Here is a 15,071-nt window from a genome sequence, read left to right as displayed (position 1 = left end):
GGTAGAATGCTGAAAACGGATCATGTCATTGAAGAAATCACAGACTATGTGCTTGAGAAAGAGATTACAAGCTCCGAGGCGTTTACAACAGCGGGGCACGTGCTGCTGGATACGCTGGGCTGCGGGATTTTGGCGCTCCGGTATCCCGAATGCACCAAGCTGCTCGGCCCGATTGTTCCCGGAACGACTGTGCCGAATGGGAGCAAAGTTCCGGGAACGTCATATGTTCTCGATCCTGTGAGAGCAGCGTTTAATATCGGCTGCATGATTCGCTGGCTCGATTATAACGATACATGGCTGGCGGCGGAGTGGGGGCATCCGTCCGATAATTTGGGAGGGATCCTTGCGGCTGCTGATTATGTATCGAGAGTAAGGCTGTCTGAAGGGAACGAACCTTTAATGGTACGCGACGTACTTGAAATGATGATCAAAGCACATGAAATTCAAGGCGTGCTTGCTTTAGAAAACAGCTTAAACCGAGTTGGCCTTGATCATGTGCTGTTTGTCAAAGTCGCTACAGCCGCTGTTGCAGCAAAGCTCTTGGGCGGCGGAAGAGAAGAAATCAAAAATGCGCTTTCAAATGCATGGATTGACAATGCAGCCTTGAGGACATACCGGCATTCACCGAATACCGGTTCGCGCAAATCGTGGGCGGCAGGAGACGCAACGAGCAGAGGAGTTCATTTGGCGCTGATGGCGTTAAAAGGGGAAATGGGCTATCCGACAGCTTTGAGCGCACCGGGGTGGGGCTTCCAAGACGTTTTATTCAATAAACAAGAGATTAAACTCGCCCGCCCGCTCGACGCTTATGTCATGGAAAATGTGTTATTTAAAGTGTCTTATCCTGCGGAATTTCACGCTCAGACAGCGGTAGAGTGCGCCGTCATTCTTCATCCGCAGGTAAAGGGCCGGATTGATGAGATTGACCGTGTTGTCATCAGAACGCATGAATCCGCTATCCGAATCATTGATAAAAAAGGCCCGCTTCACAATCCGGCAGATCGTGATCACTGCCTCCAATACATCGCAGCAATCGGATTGCTTTTTGGTGATATCACCGCGCAGCATTATGAGGCTGAAACAGCGAGTGATCCGAGAATAGATAAACTTCGGGATAAGATGGAAGTGACTGAAAATAAAACATATACCGAGGATTACCTGAAACCCGACAAGCGTTCCATTTCAAATGCAGTTCAAGTTCATTTTAAAGACGGAACGAGCACGGAAATGGTGGAATGTGAATTTCCGCTCGGCCATCGTTTTCGAAGAGACGAGGCAGTGCCGAAGCTGCTGGAAAAGTTTTCTGCCAATCTTAAAACCCATTTCTCTAATAAACAGCAAAAACACATTTATAAGCGCTGTACCAGCTATGAGACATTACAAACGATGCGTGTAAATGAATTCATAGATATGTTTTGCATGTAAAAGGAGGACTTACGTCATGTCGTGGATCGTTAATAAGCAATCGTCACAAGAAGAGCTTGCCGTTCGTTTCCGCAAGCTGATGTCAGCGCCGGACATTTTGCAGATTCCCGGCGCTCATGACGGGATGGCCGCCTTGCTTGCGAAAGAGGCCGGTTTTTCTGCTGTTTATTTGTCTGGTGCGGCATATACAGCCAGCAGGGGGCTCCCTGATTTAGGGATCATCACGTCAACAGAAATGGCTGATCGAGCCAAGGATCTTGTGCGTGCAGCTGATCTGCCTCTCCTTGTTGATATAGATACGGGATTCGGCGGTGTGTTAAATGCCGCCCGAACCGCCCGTGAGATGCTTGAAGCCAGAGTAGCCGCCGTTCAAATAGAAGACCAACAGCTTCCGAAAAAATGCGGGCATTTAAATGGCAAACAGCTTGTCTCGATAAAGGAAATGGCGCAAAAAATAAAAGTGATCAAACAAGCGGCGCCCACCCTTGTCGTTGTTGCCCGTACTGATGCCAGAGCGCAGGAAGGGCTTGACGCCGCGGTGAAGCGCTCAGCGGCTTACATTGAGGCTGGAGCGGACGCAATTTTTCCGGAAGCGCTTCAGACGGAGAACGAATTCCGCCAGTTTGCTGAACACATTTCCGTTCCGCTCCTTGCAAATATGACCGAATTTGGGAAAACGCCGTATTATCGTGCCGATGAATTCGAAGCTATGGGGTTTGACATGGTGATATATCCTGTCACATCGCTTCGAGCGGCGGCAAAAGCTTATGCACGGCTATTTGATTTGATTAAGGAGCGCGGCTCACAAAAAGAAGGGCTTCATCATATGCAGACACGAAAAGAACTGTACGAGACGATTTCTTATTATGACTATGAAACGTTAGATAAAACGATTGCCAAGACCGTTTTGCCTGACGAATAGTGCGGTCAAAAAAAGCCGGAGTGTTCTCCGGCTTTTTTTGCAGCTATCGTTTTCTGAATCGCGGGCTGACTTGATGGCGTTTTCTGTCCCTGTATAAAACAAACCCTGCCAGCACATAAAGGCCGAACGCAAAAAAGATGAACCCTGACAAACCTTGGAGCCAAAGAGCTGCAAATGGCTTTACACTATGACCGAAAAGTGTATCTCTCATCAGTTTAATGCCTAAAGCGGATATGGCGCCGGGGACGACTAATATCAAAAGCGCAAGAAGTCGGCTCATCCTCAGAAAACCCCTTTATCTTTCATTTTCTTTATTGTCCAGCGGGGAAAATATTTTGTCAAGAGAAGAAAACGTGGTAACATAGGGTTGTGCAAATTATTGCAACGGAATAAATAGGTGTGCAAATTTTTTCATACAAAGGGGTAGCGGGATGCAAAAGGTACTGATTGTAGGTGCCGGCAAAAGGGGAACGGCGTTATTACATATTCTGATCAAAACAGCCATCATAGAGGTCATTGCCGTAGTTGACAAAGACCCCGAGGCGCCGGGATTGAAAGAAGCAGAACAGTATGGGATTGCCGTTTCATCTGATTGGAAACCTTACATACAACTAAAACCGGATATCGTCATTCATACCACCGGCGATCAAGCCGTGTTTGACGAACTCCTTCAAGAAAAGCATGAAGAGACCATTATTATGCCGGGAAAAATGGCGTACATCGTTTTTCAGCTGATGGAAGAAAAGCAGCACCTGATTCAAATGCTGAAAGAGCAAACATACAAACACGACCGAATTTTTAATTCTACCCATGACGGGATGATTTTTATTGATATCAATGAAGAAATCATTCTCTTTAACCATATGGCCGAAAAAATGGTCGGGAAAAAACGTGAGGAAGTCATTGGACGCCCGATAAAAGAAGTCATTCCGAGCACGAAGTTGCCGCGGATTTTAAAAACAAGAGTGCCTGAATACAACCAGAAGCAGCTTTTGGGCGATCATTTGCAAATTGTGACGACGAGGCTGCCGATTATTGATGAAGGCGGACGTTTGCTCGGGGCGCTTTGTGTGTTTAAAGATATCACCGATGCTGTTGAGCTGGCAGAGGAAGTGACAAACTTAAAGCAGGTCCGTACGATGCTGGAGGCGATTATTCAATCCTCCGATGAGGCGATTTCTGTCGTTGATGAAAACGGCATCGGACTCCTGATTAATAAAGCGTATACGAAAATGACAGGGCTCTCCGAAAAAGAAGTCATCGGCAAGCCTGCCAACACTGATATTTCTGAAGGCGAAAGCATGCATTTAAAGGTGCTTGAAACGAGACGCCCTGTCCGCGGTGTCAGAATGAAGGTCGGCCCGAATGAAAAAGAGGTCATCGTCAATGTAGCGCCGGTGATTGTAGACGGGATTTTGAAAGGCAGCGTCGGTGTGATTCACGACGTGACCGAAATTAAAATGCTGACAGCCGAGCTTAACCGGGCCAGACAAATCATTCGCACACTTGAGGCGAAATACACGTTTGATGACATTATCGGCAAAAGTGAGCAAATGCTGGTTGCGCTTGAACAGGCCAAGCTCGGGGCGAAAACGCCGGCAACCATTTTGCTGCGCGGGGAATCAGGAACAGGAAAAGAACTGTTCGCCCATGCCATCCATAACGAAAGCGACCGGAAGTACAATAAATTTATTCGGGTGAATTGTGCTGCCCTTTCTGAAAACCTGCTCGAATCAGAATTGTTCGGTTATGAGGATGGTGCGTTTTCAGGAGCGAAGCGTGGCGGTAAAAAGGGTTTATTTGAAGAAGCCAATAACGGCAGTATTTTCTTAGATGAAATCGGCGAACTGACACAAAATATGCAGGCGAAATTGCTCCGCGTCCTTCAAGAAAAGGAAATCGTCAGAGTGGGCGGTACGAAGGCGATTCCTGTCAACGTCAGAGTGATCGCGGCGACAAATGTAAATATCGAAAAGGCGATGGCGGATGGTGCGTTCCGTGAAGACTTGTATTACCGGATCAACCGCTACCCCATCTCCATCCCGCCATTGCGACAGCGGCTGGAAGACATTGAGGCACTAAGCGTCAGGCTTATCCAAAAGATTAACCGGGATTACGGCAGGAATGTAAAGGGTCTCTCGCAGCAAGCTTTGCGTGTTTTATCCGCTTATCATTGGCCGGGGAATGTCCGCGAATTGGAAAATGTCCTAGGACGAGCCATGATTTTTCTGAATCCGCATATGGAATGGATTGAAAAAGATCACTTGCCTGTATTCGAAGTTGAACAAAAAGAAAGCGACTCAGAACAGGGTGCAGGCTTTGATTCTCCGAATATTGAAGGCGAGAAGCTGTCTGTTGCAGTAGAAAAATTTGAAGCGCATTTGATCCAGCAAACGCTCGAGAAGCATCATTATAACCGGACAAAAACAGCGAAAGCCCTCGGAGTCAGCATACGGAATTTATATTACAAAATGGATAAATATGGCCTTGCAAATGAAGGCATGCAATAATTTGCAGAATAAACGCAAACATCTGCACGAATTTTTCAAAGCATCCGTTATGACAGCATGGCGAAGAGCTGGCATGAAACTTGCATAATAAAAGGCGGAGTCGAAACAAGAAGGGTGGTAACAGATGAAGCTGAAAGATTTGATCGGTAAAGCGTCGATGTACAAAAACAAGACTATTGCGGTTGCTCATGCTGAGGATGAGGAAGTGATCCGGGCTGTAAAGCTGGCAGCCGAGCACCTATCTGCCCGTTTTTTGTTAGTGGGCGACAGCAAAAAACTGAACGATCTGACATCATCTATTCAAGGGGATCAAGTGGAAATCGTTCATGCGGATACGCCTGAGGAATCGGCAAAATTAGCGGTTCGTGCTGTGCATCATAAAACAGCGGATGTGTTAATGAAAGGGGATGTGCCGACTTCTGTTTTGCTTAAAGCGGTATTGAACAGACAGGAGGGGCTTCGGTCATCCAACGTCCTTTCTCACGTCGCTGTGTTTGATATACCGGACTTTGACAGGCTGATGTTTGTGACAGATTCGGCAATGAATATTGCTCCTTCACTTGAAGAGCTTCGGCAGATTTTGCAAAATGCCGTTCATGTGGCCCGTGCAGTAGGGAACAATATGCCAAAAGCAGCTGCTCTGGCAGCTGTCGAAACGGTAAACCCGAAAATGGAAGCGACAGTAAATGCAGCTGCTCTTGCTCAAATGTGCAAAAGAGGCCAGATCAAAGGCTGTATTGTTGATGGGCCGTTTGCTTTGGATAACGCAGTCTCGCAAATTGCCGCGGCCCAGAAAAAGATTTCAGGAGACGTAGCGGGCAGCGCTGATATCCTTCTCGTCCCAACAATTGAGGCCGGCAATATTTTATATAAATCACTGATTTATTTTGCGAAGGCCAGCGTGGCGGCTGTCATTACGGGGGCAAAAGCGCCGATTGCCTTAACGAGCAGAGCGGACTCCGCTGAAAATAAACTGTATTCCATTGCGCTCGCGATATGCGCATCAGAAGAATACACACATTAGGAGGAACGAACATGGAACTTTTTAAATATATGGAGAAATACGATTACGAACAATTGGTATTTTGCCAAGATGAACAATCCGGCTTAAAAGCGATTATCGCGATTCATGATACAACGCTCGGTCCGGCACTTGGCGGAACGAGAATGTGGACGTATGAAAATGAAGAAGCGGCGATTGAAGACGCTCTCAGGCTGGCAAGAGGCATGACCTATAAAAACGCGGCGGCAGGCTTAAACCTTGGCGGCGGAAAAACAGTGATTATCGGTGATCCTCGCAAAGATAAAAATGAGGAAATGTTCCGCGCGTTTGGCCGCTATATTCAAGGTTTGAACGGCAGGTACATTACAGCTGAAGATGTGGGCACAACGGTTGAGGATATGGACATCATTCATGATGAAACAGACTATGTCACAGGGATTTCTCCTGCTTTCGGATCTTCAGGAAATCCATCCCCAGTTACGGCTTACGGCGTGTACAGAGGGATGAAAGCTGCTGCTAAAGCTGCTTTCGGTACTGACTCTCTCGAAGGAAAAACCATCGCTGTACAGGGTGTAGGGAACGTAGCCTATAACCTATGCCGCCACCTTCATGAAGAAGGGGCAAACTTAATCGTGACGGATATCAATAAACAATCGGTACAGCGCGCAGTTGCAGATTTTGGCGCCCGTGCGGTTGATCCGGATGAGATTTATTCACAAGACTGCGATATTTATGCGCCGTGTGCACTCGGTGCGACAATCAACGACGACACCATTAAACAGCTGAAGGCGAAAGTCATCGCGGGTGCGGCCAACAACCAATTAAAAGAAACACGCCATGGCGATGAAATTCACGAAATGGGCATCGTCTACACGCCGGATTATGTCATTAACGCGGGCGGCGTCATCAACGTGGCAGATGAGCTTTACGGCTATAATGCTGAACGCGCATTGAAGAAAGTTGAAGGCATTTACGGCAATATTGAGCGTGTACTTGAAATTTCTCAGCGTGATGGTATTCCAACGTATTTAGCGGCTGACCGCTTGGCAGAGGAACGGATTGAACGCATGCGCCGCTCAAGAAGCCAGTTTTTGCAAAACGGCCACAGTGTATTAAGCAGACGTTAAGAAATTGATCTGGAGGTTATGAAAGTGTTACATGATGAAAAACGCATTCTCACTATTAATCCAGGCTCAACTTCAACGAAAATCGGTGTTTTTCATAACGAACGAGGCATTTTCGAAAAAACATTGAGACACAACATAGAAGAGCTGCAGCGATTTGACCATATTATTGATCAGTATGAATTTCGCAAAAAACATATTCTTGAAACGCTTCATGAACAGGGAATCAATATTTCAAAGTTTGATGCAGTCTGCGCCAGAGGCGGTCTTCTCCGGCCGATTGAAGGCGGAACGTATGAAGTGAATGATGACATGATTAAGGATTTGAAAAGCGGCTACGCCGGCCAGCATGCTTCGAATCTAGGCGGCATTATCGCGCGGGAAATCGCTGACGGGCTGAATATCACTTCATATATCGTCGATCCTGTTGTCGTAGATGAAATGTCAGTGCTCGCAAAAATCTCAGGCATGCCTGAGATTGAACGGAAAAGCATTTTTCATGCGTTAAATCAAAAAGCTGTCGCCCGTAAGGCGGCAGCCTCTCTCGGCAAACGATATGAGAACATGAAAATGATTGTTACCCATATGGGCGGCGGGATTACAATAGGCGTCCATGACCGCGGGAGGGTGGTCGATGTCAATAACGGCCTTCACGGAGAGGGGCCATTCAGTCCTGAACGTGCAGGGACAGTGCCTGCGGGGGATCTTGTCGATTTATGTTTATCAGGACAGTATACAAAAGAAGAAATCATGAAAAAACTGGTGGGCACCGGCGGGCTTTTGGGCTATCTCGGTACGAATGACGCAGTAAAAGTGGAACAGATGATCCAGGGGGGCGATGAAAAAGCCCGCTTCATTTTTGATGCCATGGCGTATCAGGTAGCGAAGGAAATCGGGGCAGCCAGCGCGGCATTAAAAGGCGAAGTGGAAGCGATTGTGCTAACGGGCGGCTTGGCGTACGGCAAAAGCTTTGTTTCCAGTATCAGCTCATACATAGATTGGATTTCAGACGTTTTAGTCTATCCGGGAGAAAATGAACTGCAGTCTCTGGCCCAAGGGGCGCTCAGGGTATTGCTGGGCGAAGAGCAATCCAAACAATATCGTATTGAATAGACAGACAGGAGTGAGTCACCATGGCAACTGAGTATGACGTAGTCATTTTGGGCGGCGGTACCGGCGGTTATGTTGCGGCGATCAGAGCCGCTCAGCTTGGCTTAAAGACAGCCGTTGTGGAAAAGGAAAAACTCGGGGGAACATGTCTGCATAAAGGCTGTATCCCGAGTAAAGCGCTGCTTAGAAGCGCGGAGGTATACCGGACAGCTCGTGAAGCAGATCAATTCGGAGTGGAAACGGCTGGCGTTTCCCTCAATTTTGAAAAAGTGCAGCAGCGTAAGCAAGCTGTTGTTGATAAGCTTGCGGCCGGTGTGAATCATTTGATGAAAAAAGGAAAAATCGACGTATTCAACGGATATGGCCGTATCCTCGGACCATCAATCTTCTCTCCGCTGCCGGGAACGATTTCTGTTGAACGGGGAAATGGCGAAGAAAATGACATGCTGATCCCGAAGCAAGTCATCATTGCAACAGGATCAAGACCGAGAATGCTTCCGGGTTTGGAAGCGGACGGAAAATCTGTATTGACATCGGATGAGGCGCTCCAAATGGAGGAGCTGCCAAAATCGATCATCATCGTCGGCGGCGGCGTGATCGGTATCGAATGGGCGTCTATGCTTCATGATTTTGGTGTGGAGGTAGCGGTTATTGAATATGCGGATCGCATATTGCCGACTGAAGATCAAGACATTTCAAAAGAAATGGAAAGTCTTCTTAAGAAAAAAGGCATTCAGTTCGTCACAGGGGCAAAAGTGCTGCCTGACACAATGACAAAAACGGCGGGTGACATCAGCATACAAGCGGAAAAAGACGGAGAAACCGTCACTTACTCTGCTGAAAAAATGCTTGTTTCCATTGGCAGACAGGCAAATATCGAAGGCATCGGCATTGAAAATACTGATATTGTCACTGAAAATGGCTTCATTTCTGTCAATGAAAGCTGCCAAACGAAGGAATCTCATATTTATGCAATCGGGGACGTAATCGGAGGTCTTCAATTAGCTCACGTCGCATCGCATGAAGGAATCATTGCTGTTGAGCATATTGCTGGACTCAATCCGCATCCGCTTGATCCAACGCTTGTACCGAAGTGCATCTACTCAAGCCCTGAAGCTGCCAGTGTAGGTTTAACCGAAGAAGAAGCGAAGGCGAACGGGCATAATGTCAAGATCGGGAAGTTCCCATTTATGGCAATTGGAAAAGCGCTTGTATACGGAGAAAGCGATGGATTTGTAAAAATCGTAGCGGATCGTGACACGGATGATATTCTCGGCGTGCATATGATCGGCCCGCACGTCACCGACATGATTTCAGAAGCGGGTCTTGCCAAAGTGCTGGACGCAACGCCGTGGGAGGTCGGGCAAACAATTCACCCGCACCCGACGCTTTCTGAAGCGATTGGAGAAGCAGCGCTTGCCGCAGACGGCAAAGCCATTCATTTTTAAAAGCATAAAGGAGGGGCTTGAATGAGTACAAACCGACATCAAGCACTAGGGCTGACTGATCAGGAAGCCGTTGATATGTATAGAACCATGCTGTTAGCAAGAAAAATCGATGAAAGAATGTGGCTGTTAAACCGTTCTGGAAAAATTCCATTCGTAATCTCTTGTCAAGGACAGGAAGCAGCGCAGGTAGGGGCGGCTTTTGCTCTTGACCGTGAAATGGATTATGTACTGCCGTACTACAGAGACATGGGTGTTGTGCTCGCATTTGGCATGACAGCAAAAGACTTAATGATGTCCGGGTTTGCCAAAGCAGCAGATCCAAACTCAGGAGGCCGCCAGATGCCGGGACATTTCGGTCAAAAGGAAAACCGGATCGTGACAGGATCGTCTCCAGTTACAACGCAAGTGCCGCACGCGGTCGGCATTGCGCTTGCGGGGCGTATGGAGAAAAAGGATGTTGCGGCCTTTGTTACATTTGGTGAAGGCTCTTCAAATCAAGGCGATTTCCATGAAGGGGCAAACTTTGCCGCTGTCCATAAGTTGCCGGTTATTTTCATGTGTGAAAATAACAAATACGCAATCTCTGTGCCTTACGATAAGCAAGTCGCATGTGAGAACATTTCCGACCGTGCCGTAGGCTATGGAATGCCTGGCGTAACCGTGAATGGAAATGATCCGCTGGAGGTTTATCAAGCGGTCAAAGAAGCACGCGAACGGGCGCGCAGAGGAGAAGGCCCGACATTAATTGAAACAATTTCTTACCGCCTTACACCGCATTCCAGTGATGACGATGACAGCAGTTACAGAGGCCGTGAAGAAGTAGAGGAAGCGAAAAAAAGCGATCCCCTGCTTACTTATCAAGCTTACTTAAAGGAAACAGGCCTGCTGTCCGATGAGACAGAACAAACCATGCTGGATGAAATAATGGCCATCATAAACGAAGCGACGGATGAAGCGGAGAACGCCCCTTATGCAGCTCCTGAGTCAGCGCTTGATTATGTGTATGCGAAGTAGGGAGGAAGAACAAATGTCAGTAATGTCATATATTGATGCAATCAATTTGGCGATGAAAGAAGAAATGGAACGAGACCCTCGCGTTTTCGTCCTTGGGGAAGATGTAGGGAGAAAAGGCGGTGTATTTAAAGCGACAGCCGGCCTCTACGAACAATTTGGAGAAGAGCGTGTGATGGATACGCCGCTTGCTGAATCTGCGATTGCCGGAGTCGGCATCGGAGCGGCTATGTACGGGATGAGACCAATTGCTGAAATGCAGTTTGCTGATTTTATTATGCCGGCGGTCAACCAAATTATTTCTGAAGCGGCTAAAATCCGCTACCGCAGCAACAATGACTGGAGCTGTCCGATTGTCGTCAGAGCGCCATACGGCGGAGGCGTGCACGGGGCCCTTTATCATTCTCAATCAGTCGAAGCGATTTTTGCCAATCAGCCCGGACTGAAAATTGTCATGCCATCAACGCCATATGACGCGAAAGGACTTTTAAAAGCCGCGGTTCGTGATGAAGATCCGGTGCTGTTTTTTGAGCACAAACGCGCGTACCGTCTGGTAAAAGGTGAGGTTCCGGCAGACGATTATGTCCTGCCAATCGGCAAGGCTGATGTCAAACGGGAAGGCGACGACATCACAGTGATCACATATGGCCTGTGTGTCCACTTCGCGTTACAGGCTGCAGAGCGTCTCGAAAAAGATGGAATTTCAGTGCATGTAGTAGATTTAAGAACGGTTTATCCGCTTGATAAAGAAGCAATCATCGAAGCCGCATCCAAAACCGGTAAGGTGCTTTTGGTTACAGAAGATACAAAAGAAGGCAGCATCATGAGTGAGGTGGCCGCAATTATATCTGAACATTGTCTTTTCGACTTAGACGCGCCGATTAAACGGCTTGCGGGTCCTGATATTCCGGCTATGCCTTATGCGCCGACAATGGAAAAATACTTTATGCTCAACCCTGATAAAGTGGAAGCGGCGATGAGAGAGTTAGCGGAGTTTTAAAGACGTAAGGAGGACACAATCATGGCAATTGAACAAATGACGATGCCGCAGCTTGGAGAAAGCGTGACGGAAGGGACGATCAGCAAATGGCTAATTGCCCCCGGTGATAAAGTAAACAAATACGATCCGATAGCGGAAGTCATGACAGATAAGGTCAATGCAGAGGTTCCATCTTCTTTTACCGGTACGATAACAGAGCTTGTGGGAGAAGAAGGCCAGACTCTGCAAGTCGGGGAAATCATTTGTAAAATCGAAATAGAAGGCGTGAATCCGTCTGAACAAAAACAAGAGCAGCCAGAGGCACCAGAACCCGCTGAAACACCTGTTGCAGAAAGCCGATCCGAAGCAGACAACCAGCCCAATAAAAAGCGCTACTCGCCAGCTGTACTCCGTTTGGCCGGAGAGCACGGCATTGATCTTGATCAAGTGACAGGATCAGGTGCAGGCGGACGCATTACGCGAAAAGATATTCAGCGCATCATTGAAACAGGCGGTGTGCAAAAGCGGCCTGAGGAGCCGACAACAGCAGCTCCTGCAGCAGAGTCTGCACCAAAAACAGAGCCGAAGGACGAGATTTCATATCCTGCGTCTGCATCGGGAGATAAAGAAATCCCTGTCACAGCTGTAAGAAAAGCAATTGCTTCCAATATGAAACGCAGCAAAACAGAAATTCCGCATGCTTGGACGATGATGGAAGTCGACGTCACAAATATGGTGGCATATCGCAACAGTATAAAACATTCATTCAAGCAGACAGAAGGCTTTAATATAACGTTCTTCGCCTTTTTTGTAAAAGCGGTCGCTCAGGCGTTAAAAGAATTCCCGCAAATGAATAGCATGTGGGCGGGAGACAAAATCATTCAAAAAAAAGATATCAATATTTCAATCGCTGTTGCCACAGAGGATTCTTTATTTGTTCCGGTGATTAAAAACGCTGATGAAAAAACAATTAAAGGCATTGCGAGAGAAATTAACGGCCTTGCTAAAAAAGTGAGAGAGGGAAAACTCTCAGCAGATGACATGCAGGGAGGGACGTTTACCGTCAACAATACAGGTTCGTTCGGATCTGTTCAGTCGATGGGTATCATCAATTACCCTCAAGCTGCGATTCTTCAAGTGGAATCCATCGTCAAGCGCCCGGTTGTCATGGATCATGGCATGATTGCTGTCAGAGACATGGTCAATCTGTGCCTGTCCTTGGATCACAGAGTGCTTGACGGCCTTGTGTGCGGACGATTCCTCGGACGAGTAAAACAAATTTTAGAATCGATTGACGAGAAAACATCTGTTTACTAATAAGCAGAAAGAGCATTTTTTGATACATAACTTCAAAAAATGCTCTTTTTTTATGCATCATGACTCAGCAATTCTGATTTTCATTTCAACCCGGTATTCCTCTTGTTTTTTAGGCGAGTAATGAATCGGTATGATTAACTCGTAAACATCACTGGCAACTGTTAATTGGCGGTCTATGATATACTTGATAAGCTTCTGTAAGTTGAGAAAATAATGCTCAGGCGAAAAATGGTACGCGATGCAAACGTATGTGCCTTTAGGGATCGTTGTGATTTCCATATCCGGGGTAACGGCGGAAATTTGTTTATTCGTCAATACAGGCGTAAAGATATGGCGGTAAGTCATTTCATCAATGCTGGTGTACGGGAGAAACGAGAAAGTGGCACCGTAGCTATTGTTCGCAAATCCATCTGCTGATTCGATAAATGTTTTTAATTTGCTGTAGGAGGCGTTGAGCACGTTTTCAGGTCCGATTCCCTCTGCCTCTGTCTGAATGATGCGTGTTTCTTCTTCATCTAAAACAAACACCTCCCCGAGCGCAGGGTATTCTATCTGCCGTTTCATCCGCTTTTTCACCAGTGAAATGGTTTCTTCCAATGCTGATAAAAACTCCAATTTCTCCCTGATTTGCTTCTCCTGCTCTGTATAAAAAGCAAACAGTTCTTCCATCTCTAAGTCTTGTGCCTTTTTCATCTCCTCTAAAGGTGTGCCGATATATTTCAATGATTTGATGAGATCCAGATGATAAAGCTGGGAATCCGTATAATAGCGGTAGCTTGTATCCGGGTCGACATAGACGGGTTTAAATAAATCAATTTTATCGTAATAACGGAGCGCTTTAATCGACACGTTTGCCAGTTTTGATACTTCTCCAATTGAGTAATACGATTCCTTCATGCCATCACTCCTTCTATATCAGTATAATGAAAAAGCGCACTCTTTGCAGTATACAAAGAATACGCTTTTTATCACGTGCTGGCTTTAATATGTGCAGGCGCTTTCCAAGCAATGGTCAGCGCAATGCCTATGGCTAAAGTTACCGTTGCAAAGTAGAATGGATAGTTTACATCAATATCGAACAGCATTCCGCCGATAATAGGTCCGAATACATTGCCGATACTTGTAAACATTGAGTTCATACCACCGGCAAATCCCTGTTCATTTCCCGCAATCTTTGACAGATAAGTCGTTACCGCCGGTCTCATGAGGTCAAATCCGACAAATACGGTGACAGTAACCAGCAGAATCGAAAAATAAGAATTCACGATTGTCAGCAAGAAAACCAGACTCGTTGAGATGATTAAGCTATACCGAATCAAATGGATTTCGCCAAACCACCTTGTAAAACGGTCGAATAAGACGACTTGCGTAATGGCGCCTACAATCGCACCTCCTGTAATCATAATGGCAATGTCGCTGGCCGTAAATCCAAATTTATGATCAACGAATAACGCAAATAACGATTCAAATGACGCTAAGCCAAAAGACGAAATCAAAATGATGAGAAAAGCAATGAAATACATGGGGGCAAAAATCCGTTTGAAGCCCGTCTTCTGCCCTTTTATGTCCCGATTCTCATGGTTTCGTTCCGGCTCGCGCAGCGTGAGCATTGATAAAATGGCTGCTAACAATGCAAAGGCTGCCGCAAAGAAAAAAGGCAGACGGGAATGAATTTCCGCTAAAAATCCCCCGATACCTGGGCCGATGATAAAGCCTGTTGAAATAGCGGCTGACATATAACCAAGCGCTTTGGGCCGTGTTTTAATGGTTGTGATATCTGCGATAAAAGCCGTGACCCCGGGCATAATGAAGGCGGCGCTGATCCCGCCAAGCATCCGGGAGATAAATAACATCTCAACTGTTTTTCCGATGCCGAATAAAAACTCCGAAACACTAAAGAAAAACAGACCGATCACGATCATGATTTTACGTCCGAAGCGGTCAACCCATCGTCCGCCTATTGGTGATACAATAAGCTGTGTAACAGCGAAGCACGCAACCATATAGCCGACCGCGGTTCCCGATAAATGCAATTCATTCATAATAGTAGGCGTTACCGGAATCACTAGCCCGATCCCCAAAAAAGCAATAAATAAATTAGTTAATAATATCGTTAAGGTCATATTTTGTTTCTTCATGTGACTTCCCCTTTTTCGAAAGTGTATCTCCTATACTGTAAGGCCTCCTCTTAGGGGAGAGTCAACGGATTTACATCATCTTTC

The 15,071-nt window shown here is 46.6% G+C and carries 13 protein-coding genes; 10 read left to right on the top strand and 3 right to left on the bottom strand.

Annotation, left to right across the window (positions count from 1 at the left end; genetic code table 11):
• Nucleotides 1-6: 6 nt before the first annotated feature.
• Nucleotides 7-1,425 carry a bifunctional 2-methylcitrate dehydratase/aconitate hydratase gene (locus ABZM97_RS12375; protein WP_202327238.1) on the top strand — a complete coding sequence of 473 codons (1,419 nt, stop codon included), beginning with the start codon at nt 7-9 and terminating at the stop codon, nt 1,423-1,425.
• 16 nt (nt 1,426-1,441) lie between these two features.
• Nucleotides 1,442-2,347 carry a methylisocitrate lyase gene (gene prpB / locus ABZM97_RS12370; protein WP_202327240.1) on the top strand — a complete coding sequence of 302 codons (906 nt, stop codon included), beginning with the start codon at nt 1,442-1,444 and terminating at the stop codon, nt 2,345-2,347.
• 43 nt (nt 2,348-2,390) lie between these two features.
• On the opposite strand, the gene ABZM97_RS12365 is transcribed toward prpB, so the two are convergent.
• Entirely contained in the window at nt 2,391-2,627 is a 237-nt protein-coding gene (locus tag ABZM97_RS12365) for a DUF2627 domain-containing protein (RefSeq protein WP_087990657.1), read from the bottom strand.
• 151 nt (nt 2,628-2,778) lie between these two features.
• On the opposite strand from ABZM97_RS12365, the gene ABZM97_RS12360 reads away from it, so the two are divergent.
• The 8 genes from ABZM97_RS12360 (at nt 2,779) to ABZM97_RS12325 (ending at nt 12,849) form a co-directional block, all read left to right on the top strand.
• The gene (locus ABZM97_RS12360) at nt 2,779-4,857 is read left to right on the top strand and encodes a sigma 54-interacting transcriptional regulator (RefSeq protein ID WP_367386865.1); all 2,079 of its coding nucleotides are present in this window, start codon (nt 2,779-2,781) and stop codon (nt 4,855-4,857) included.
• 124 nt (nt 4,858-4,981) lie between these two features.
• Nucleotides 4,982-5,881 carry a phosphate butyryltransferase gene (gene yqiS, locus ABZM97_RS12355; protein WP_087990655.1) on the top strand — a complete coding sequence of 300 codons (900 nt, stop codon included), beginning with the start codon at nt 4,982-4,984 and terminating at the stop codon, nt 5,879-5,881.
• Between the two features lie 11 nt (nt 5,882-5,892).
• Entirely contained in the window at nt 5,893-6,987 is a 1,095-nt protein-coding gene (bcd, locus tag ABZM97_RS12350) for a branched-chain amino acid dehydrogenase (RefSeq protein WP_367386864.1), read from the top strand.
• 18 nt (nt 6,988-7,005) lie between these two features.
• Nucleotides 7,006-8,097, top strand: a complete 1,092-nt coding sequence (buk, locus tag ABZM97_RS12345; RefSeq protein ID WP_367386863.1) for a butyrate kinase — start codon at nt 7,006-7,008, stop codon at nt 8,095-8,097.
• Nucleotides 8,098-8,117: 20 nt separating this feature from the next.
• Entirely contained in the window at nt 8,118-9,542 is a 1,425-nt protein-coding gene (gene lpdA, locus ABZM97_RS12340; RefSeq protein ID WP_367386862.1) for a dihydrolipoyl dehydrogenase, read from the top strand.
• 21 nt (nt 9,543-9,563) lie between these two features.
• Nucleotides 9,564-10,556 (top strand): 3-methyl-2-oxobutanoate dehydrogenase subunit alpha, encoded by a 993-nt coding sequence (gene bfmBAA / locus ABZM97_RS12335; RefSeq protein ID WP_333516563.1) that lies wholly within the window; start codon nt 9,564-9,566, stop codon nt 10,554-10,556.
• A 13-nt stretch (nt 10,557-10,569) separates the two neighbouring features.
• The gene (bfmBAB, locus tag ABZM97_RS12330) at nt 10,570-11,553 is read left to right on the top strand and encodes a 3-methyl-2-oxobutanoate dehydrogenase subunit beta (protein WP_289347658.1); all 984 of its coding nucleotides are present in this window, start codon (nt 10,570-10,572) and stop codon (nt 11,551-11,553) included.
• A gap of 21 nt (nt 11,554-11,574) precedes the next feature.
• Nucleotides 11,575-12,849 (top strand): dihydrolipoamide acetyltransferase family protein, encoded by a 1,275-nt coding sequence (locus ABZM97_RS12325; protein ID WP_333516562.1) that lies wholly within the window; start codon nt 11,575-11,577, stop codon nt 12,847-12,849.
• Nucleotides 12,850-12,906: 57 nt separating this feature from the next.
• On the opposite strand, the gene ABZM97_RS12320 is transcribed toward ABZM97_RS12325, so the two are convergent.
• A complete protein-coding gene (locus tag ABZM97_RS12320; RefSeq protein WP_087990649.1) occupies nt 12,907-13,746 on the bottom strand; it encodes a MerR family transcriptional regulator in 840 nt (279 codons plus the stop codon).
• A 71-nt stretch (nt 13,747-13,817) separates the two neighbouring features.
• Nucleotides 13,818-14,987, bottom strand: coding sequence for a multidrug efflux MFS transporter Bmr (gene bmr / locus ABZM97_RS12315; RefSeq protein WP_087990648.1), 1,170 nt, complete (start codon nt 14,985-14,987; stop codon nt 13,818-13,820).
• Between the last annotated feature and the right edge of the window lie 84 nt (nt 14,988-15,071).

Origin of the sequence: Bacillus vallismortis, from assembly GCF_040784915.1 — a bacterium.
Classification (GTDB): Bacteria; Bacillota; Bacilli; order Bacillales; family Bacillaceae; genus Bacillus; species Bacillus subtilis_G.
Note: the sequence above shows the minus strand (reverse complement) of the source record. Positions and strands in the feature narration are given on the sequence as shown.

Bases quoted from the DNA above. Each gene is read 5' to 3' on its own strand.
- buk (WP_367386863.1), top strand. From the start codon at position 7,006: ATGAAAGTGTTACATGATGAAAAACGCATTCTCACTATTAATCCAGGC.
- bcd (WP_367386864.1), top strand. From the start codon at position 5,893: ATGGAACTTTTTAAATATATGGAGAAATACGATTACGAACAATTGGTA.
- ABZM97_RS12375 (WP_202327238.1), top strand. From the start codon at position 7: ATGCTGAAAACGGATCATGTCATTGAAGAAATCACAGACTATGTGCTT.
- lpdA (WP_367386862.1), top strand. From the start codon at position 8,118: ATGGCAACTGAGTATGACGTAGTCATTTTGGGCGGCGGTACCGGCGGT.
- bfmBAA (WP_333516563.1), top strand. From the start codon at position 9,564: ATGAGTACAAACCGACATCAAGCACTAGGGCTGACTGATCAGGAAGCC.
- ABZM97_RS12360 (WP_367386865.1), top strand. From the start codon at position 2,779: ATGCAAAAGGTACTGATTGTAGGTGCCGGCAAAAGGGGAACGGCGTTA.
- ABZM97_RS12320 (WP_087990649.1), bottom strand. From the start codon at position 13,746: ATGAAGGAATCGTATTACTCAATTGGAGAAGTATCAAAACTGGCAAAC.
- ABZM97_RS12325 (WP_333516562.1), top strand. From the start codon at position 11,575: ATGGCAATTGAACAAATGACGATGCCGCAGCTTGGAGAAAGCGTGACG.
- bmr (WP_087990648.1), bottom strand. From the start codon at position 14,987: ATGAAGAAACAAAATATGACCTTAACGATATTATTAACTAATTTATTT.
- ABZM97_RS12365 (WP_087990657.1), bottom strand. From the start codon at position 2,627: ATGAGCCGACTTCTTGCGCTTTTGATATTAGTCGTCCCCGGCGCCATA.
- yqiS (WP_087990655.1), top strand. From the start codon at position 4,982: ATGAAGCTGAAAGATTTGATCGGTAAAGCGTCGATGTACAAAAACAAG.
- bfmBAB (WP_289347658.1), top strand. From the start codon at position 10,570: ATGTCAGTAATGTCATATATTGATGCAATCAATTTGGCGATGAAAGAA.
- prpB (WP_202327240.1), top strand. From the start codon at position 1,442: ATGTCGTGGATCGTTAATAAGCAATCGTCACAAGAAGAGCTTGCCGTT.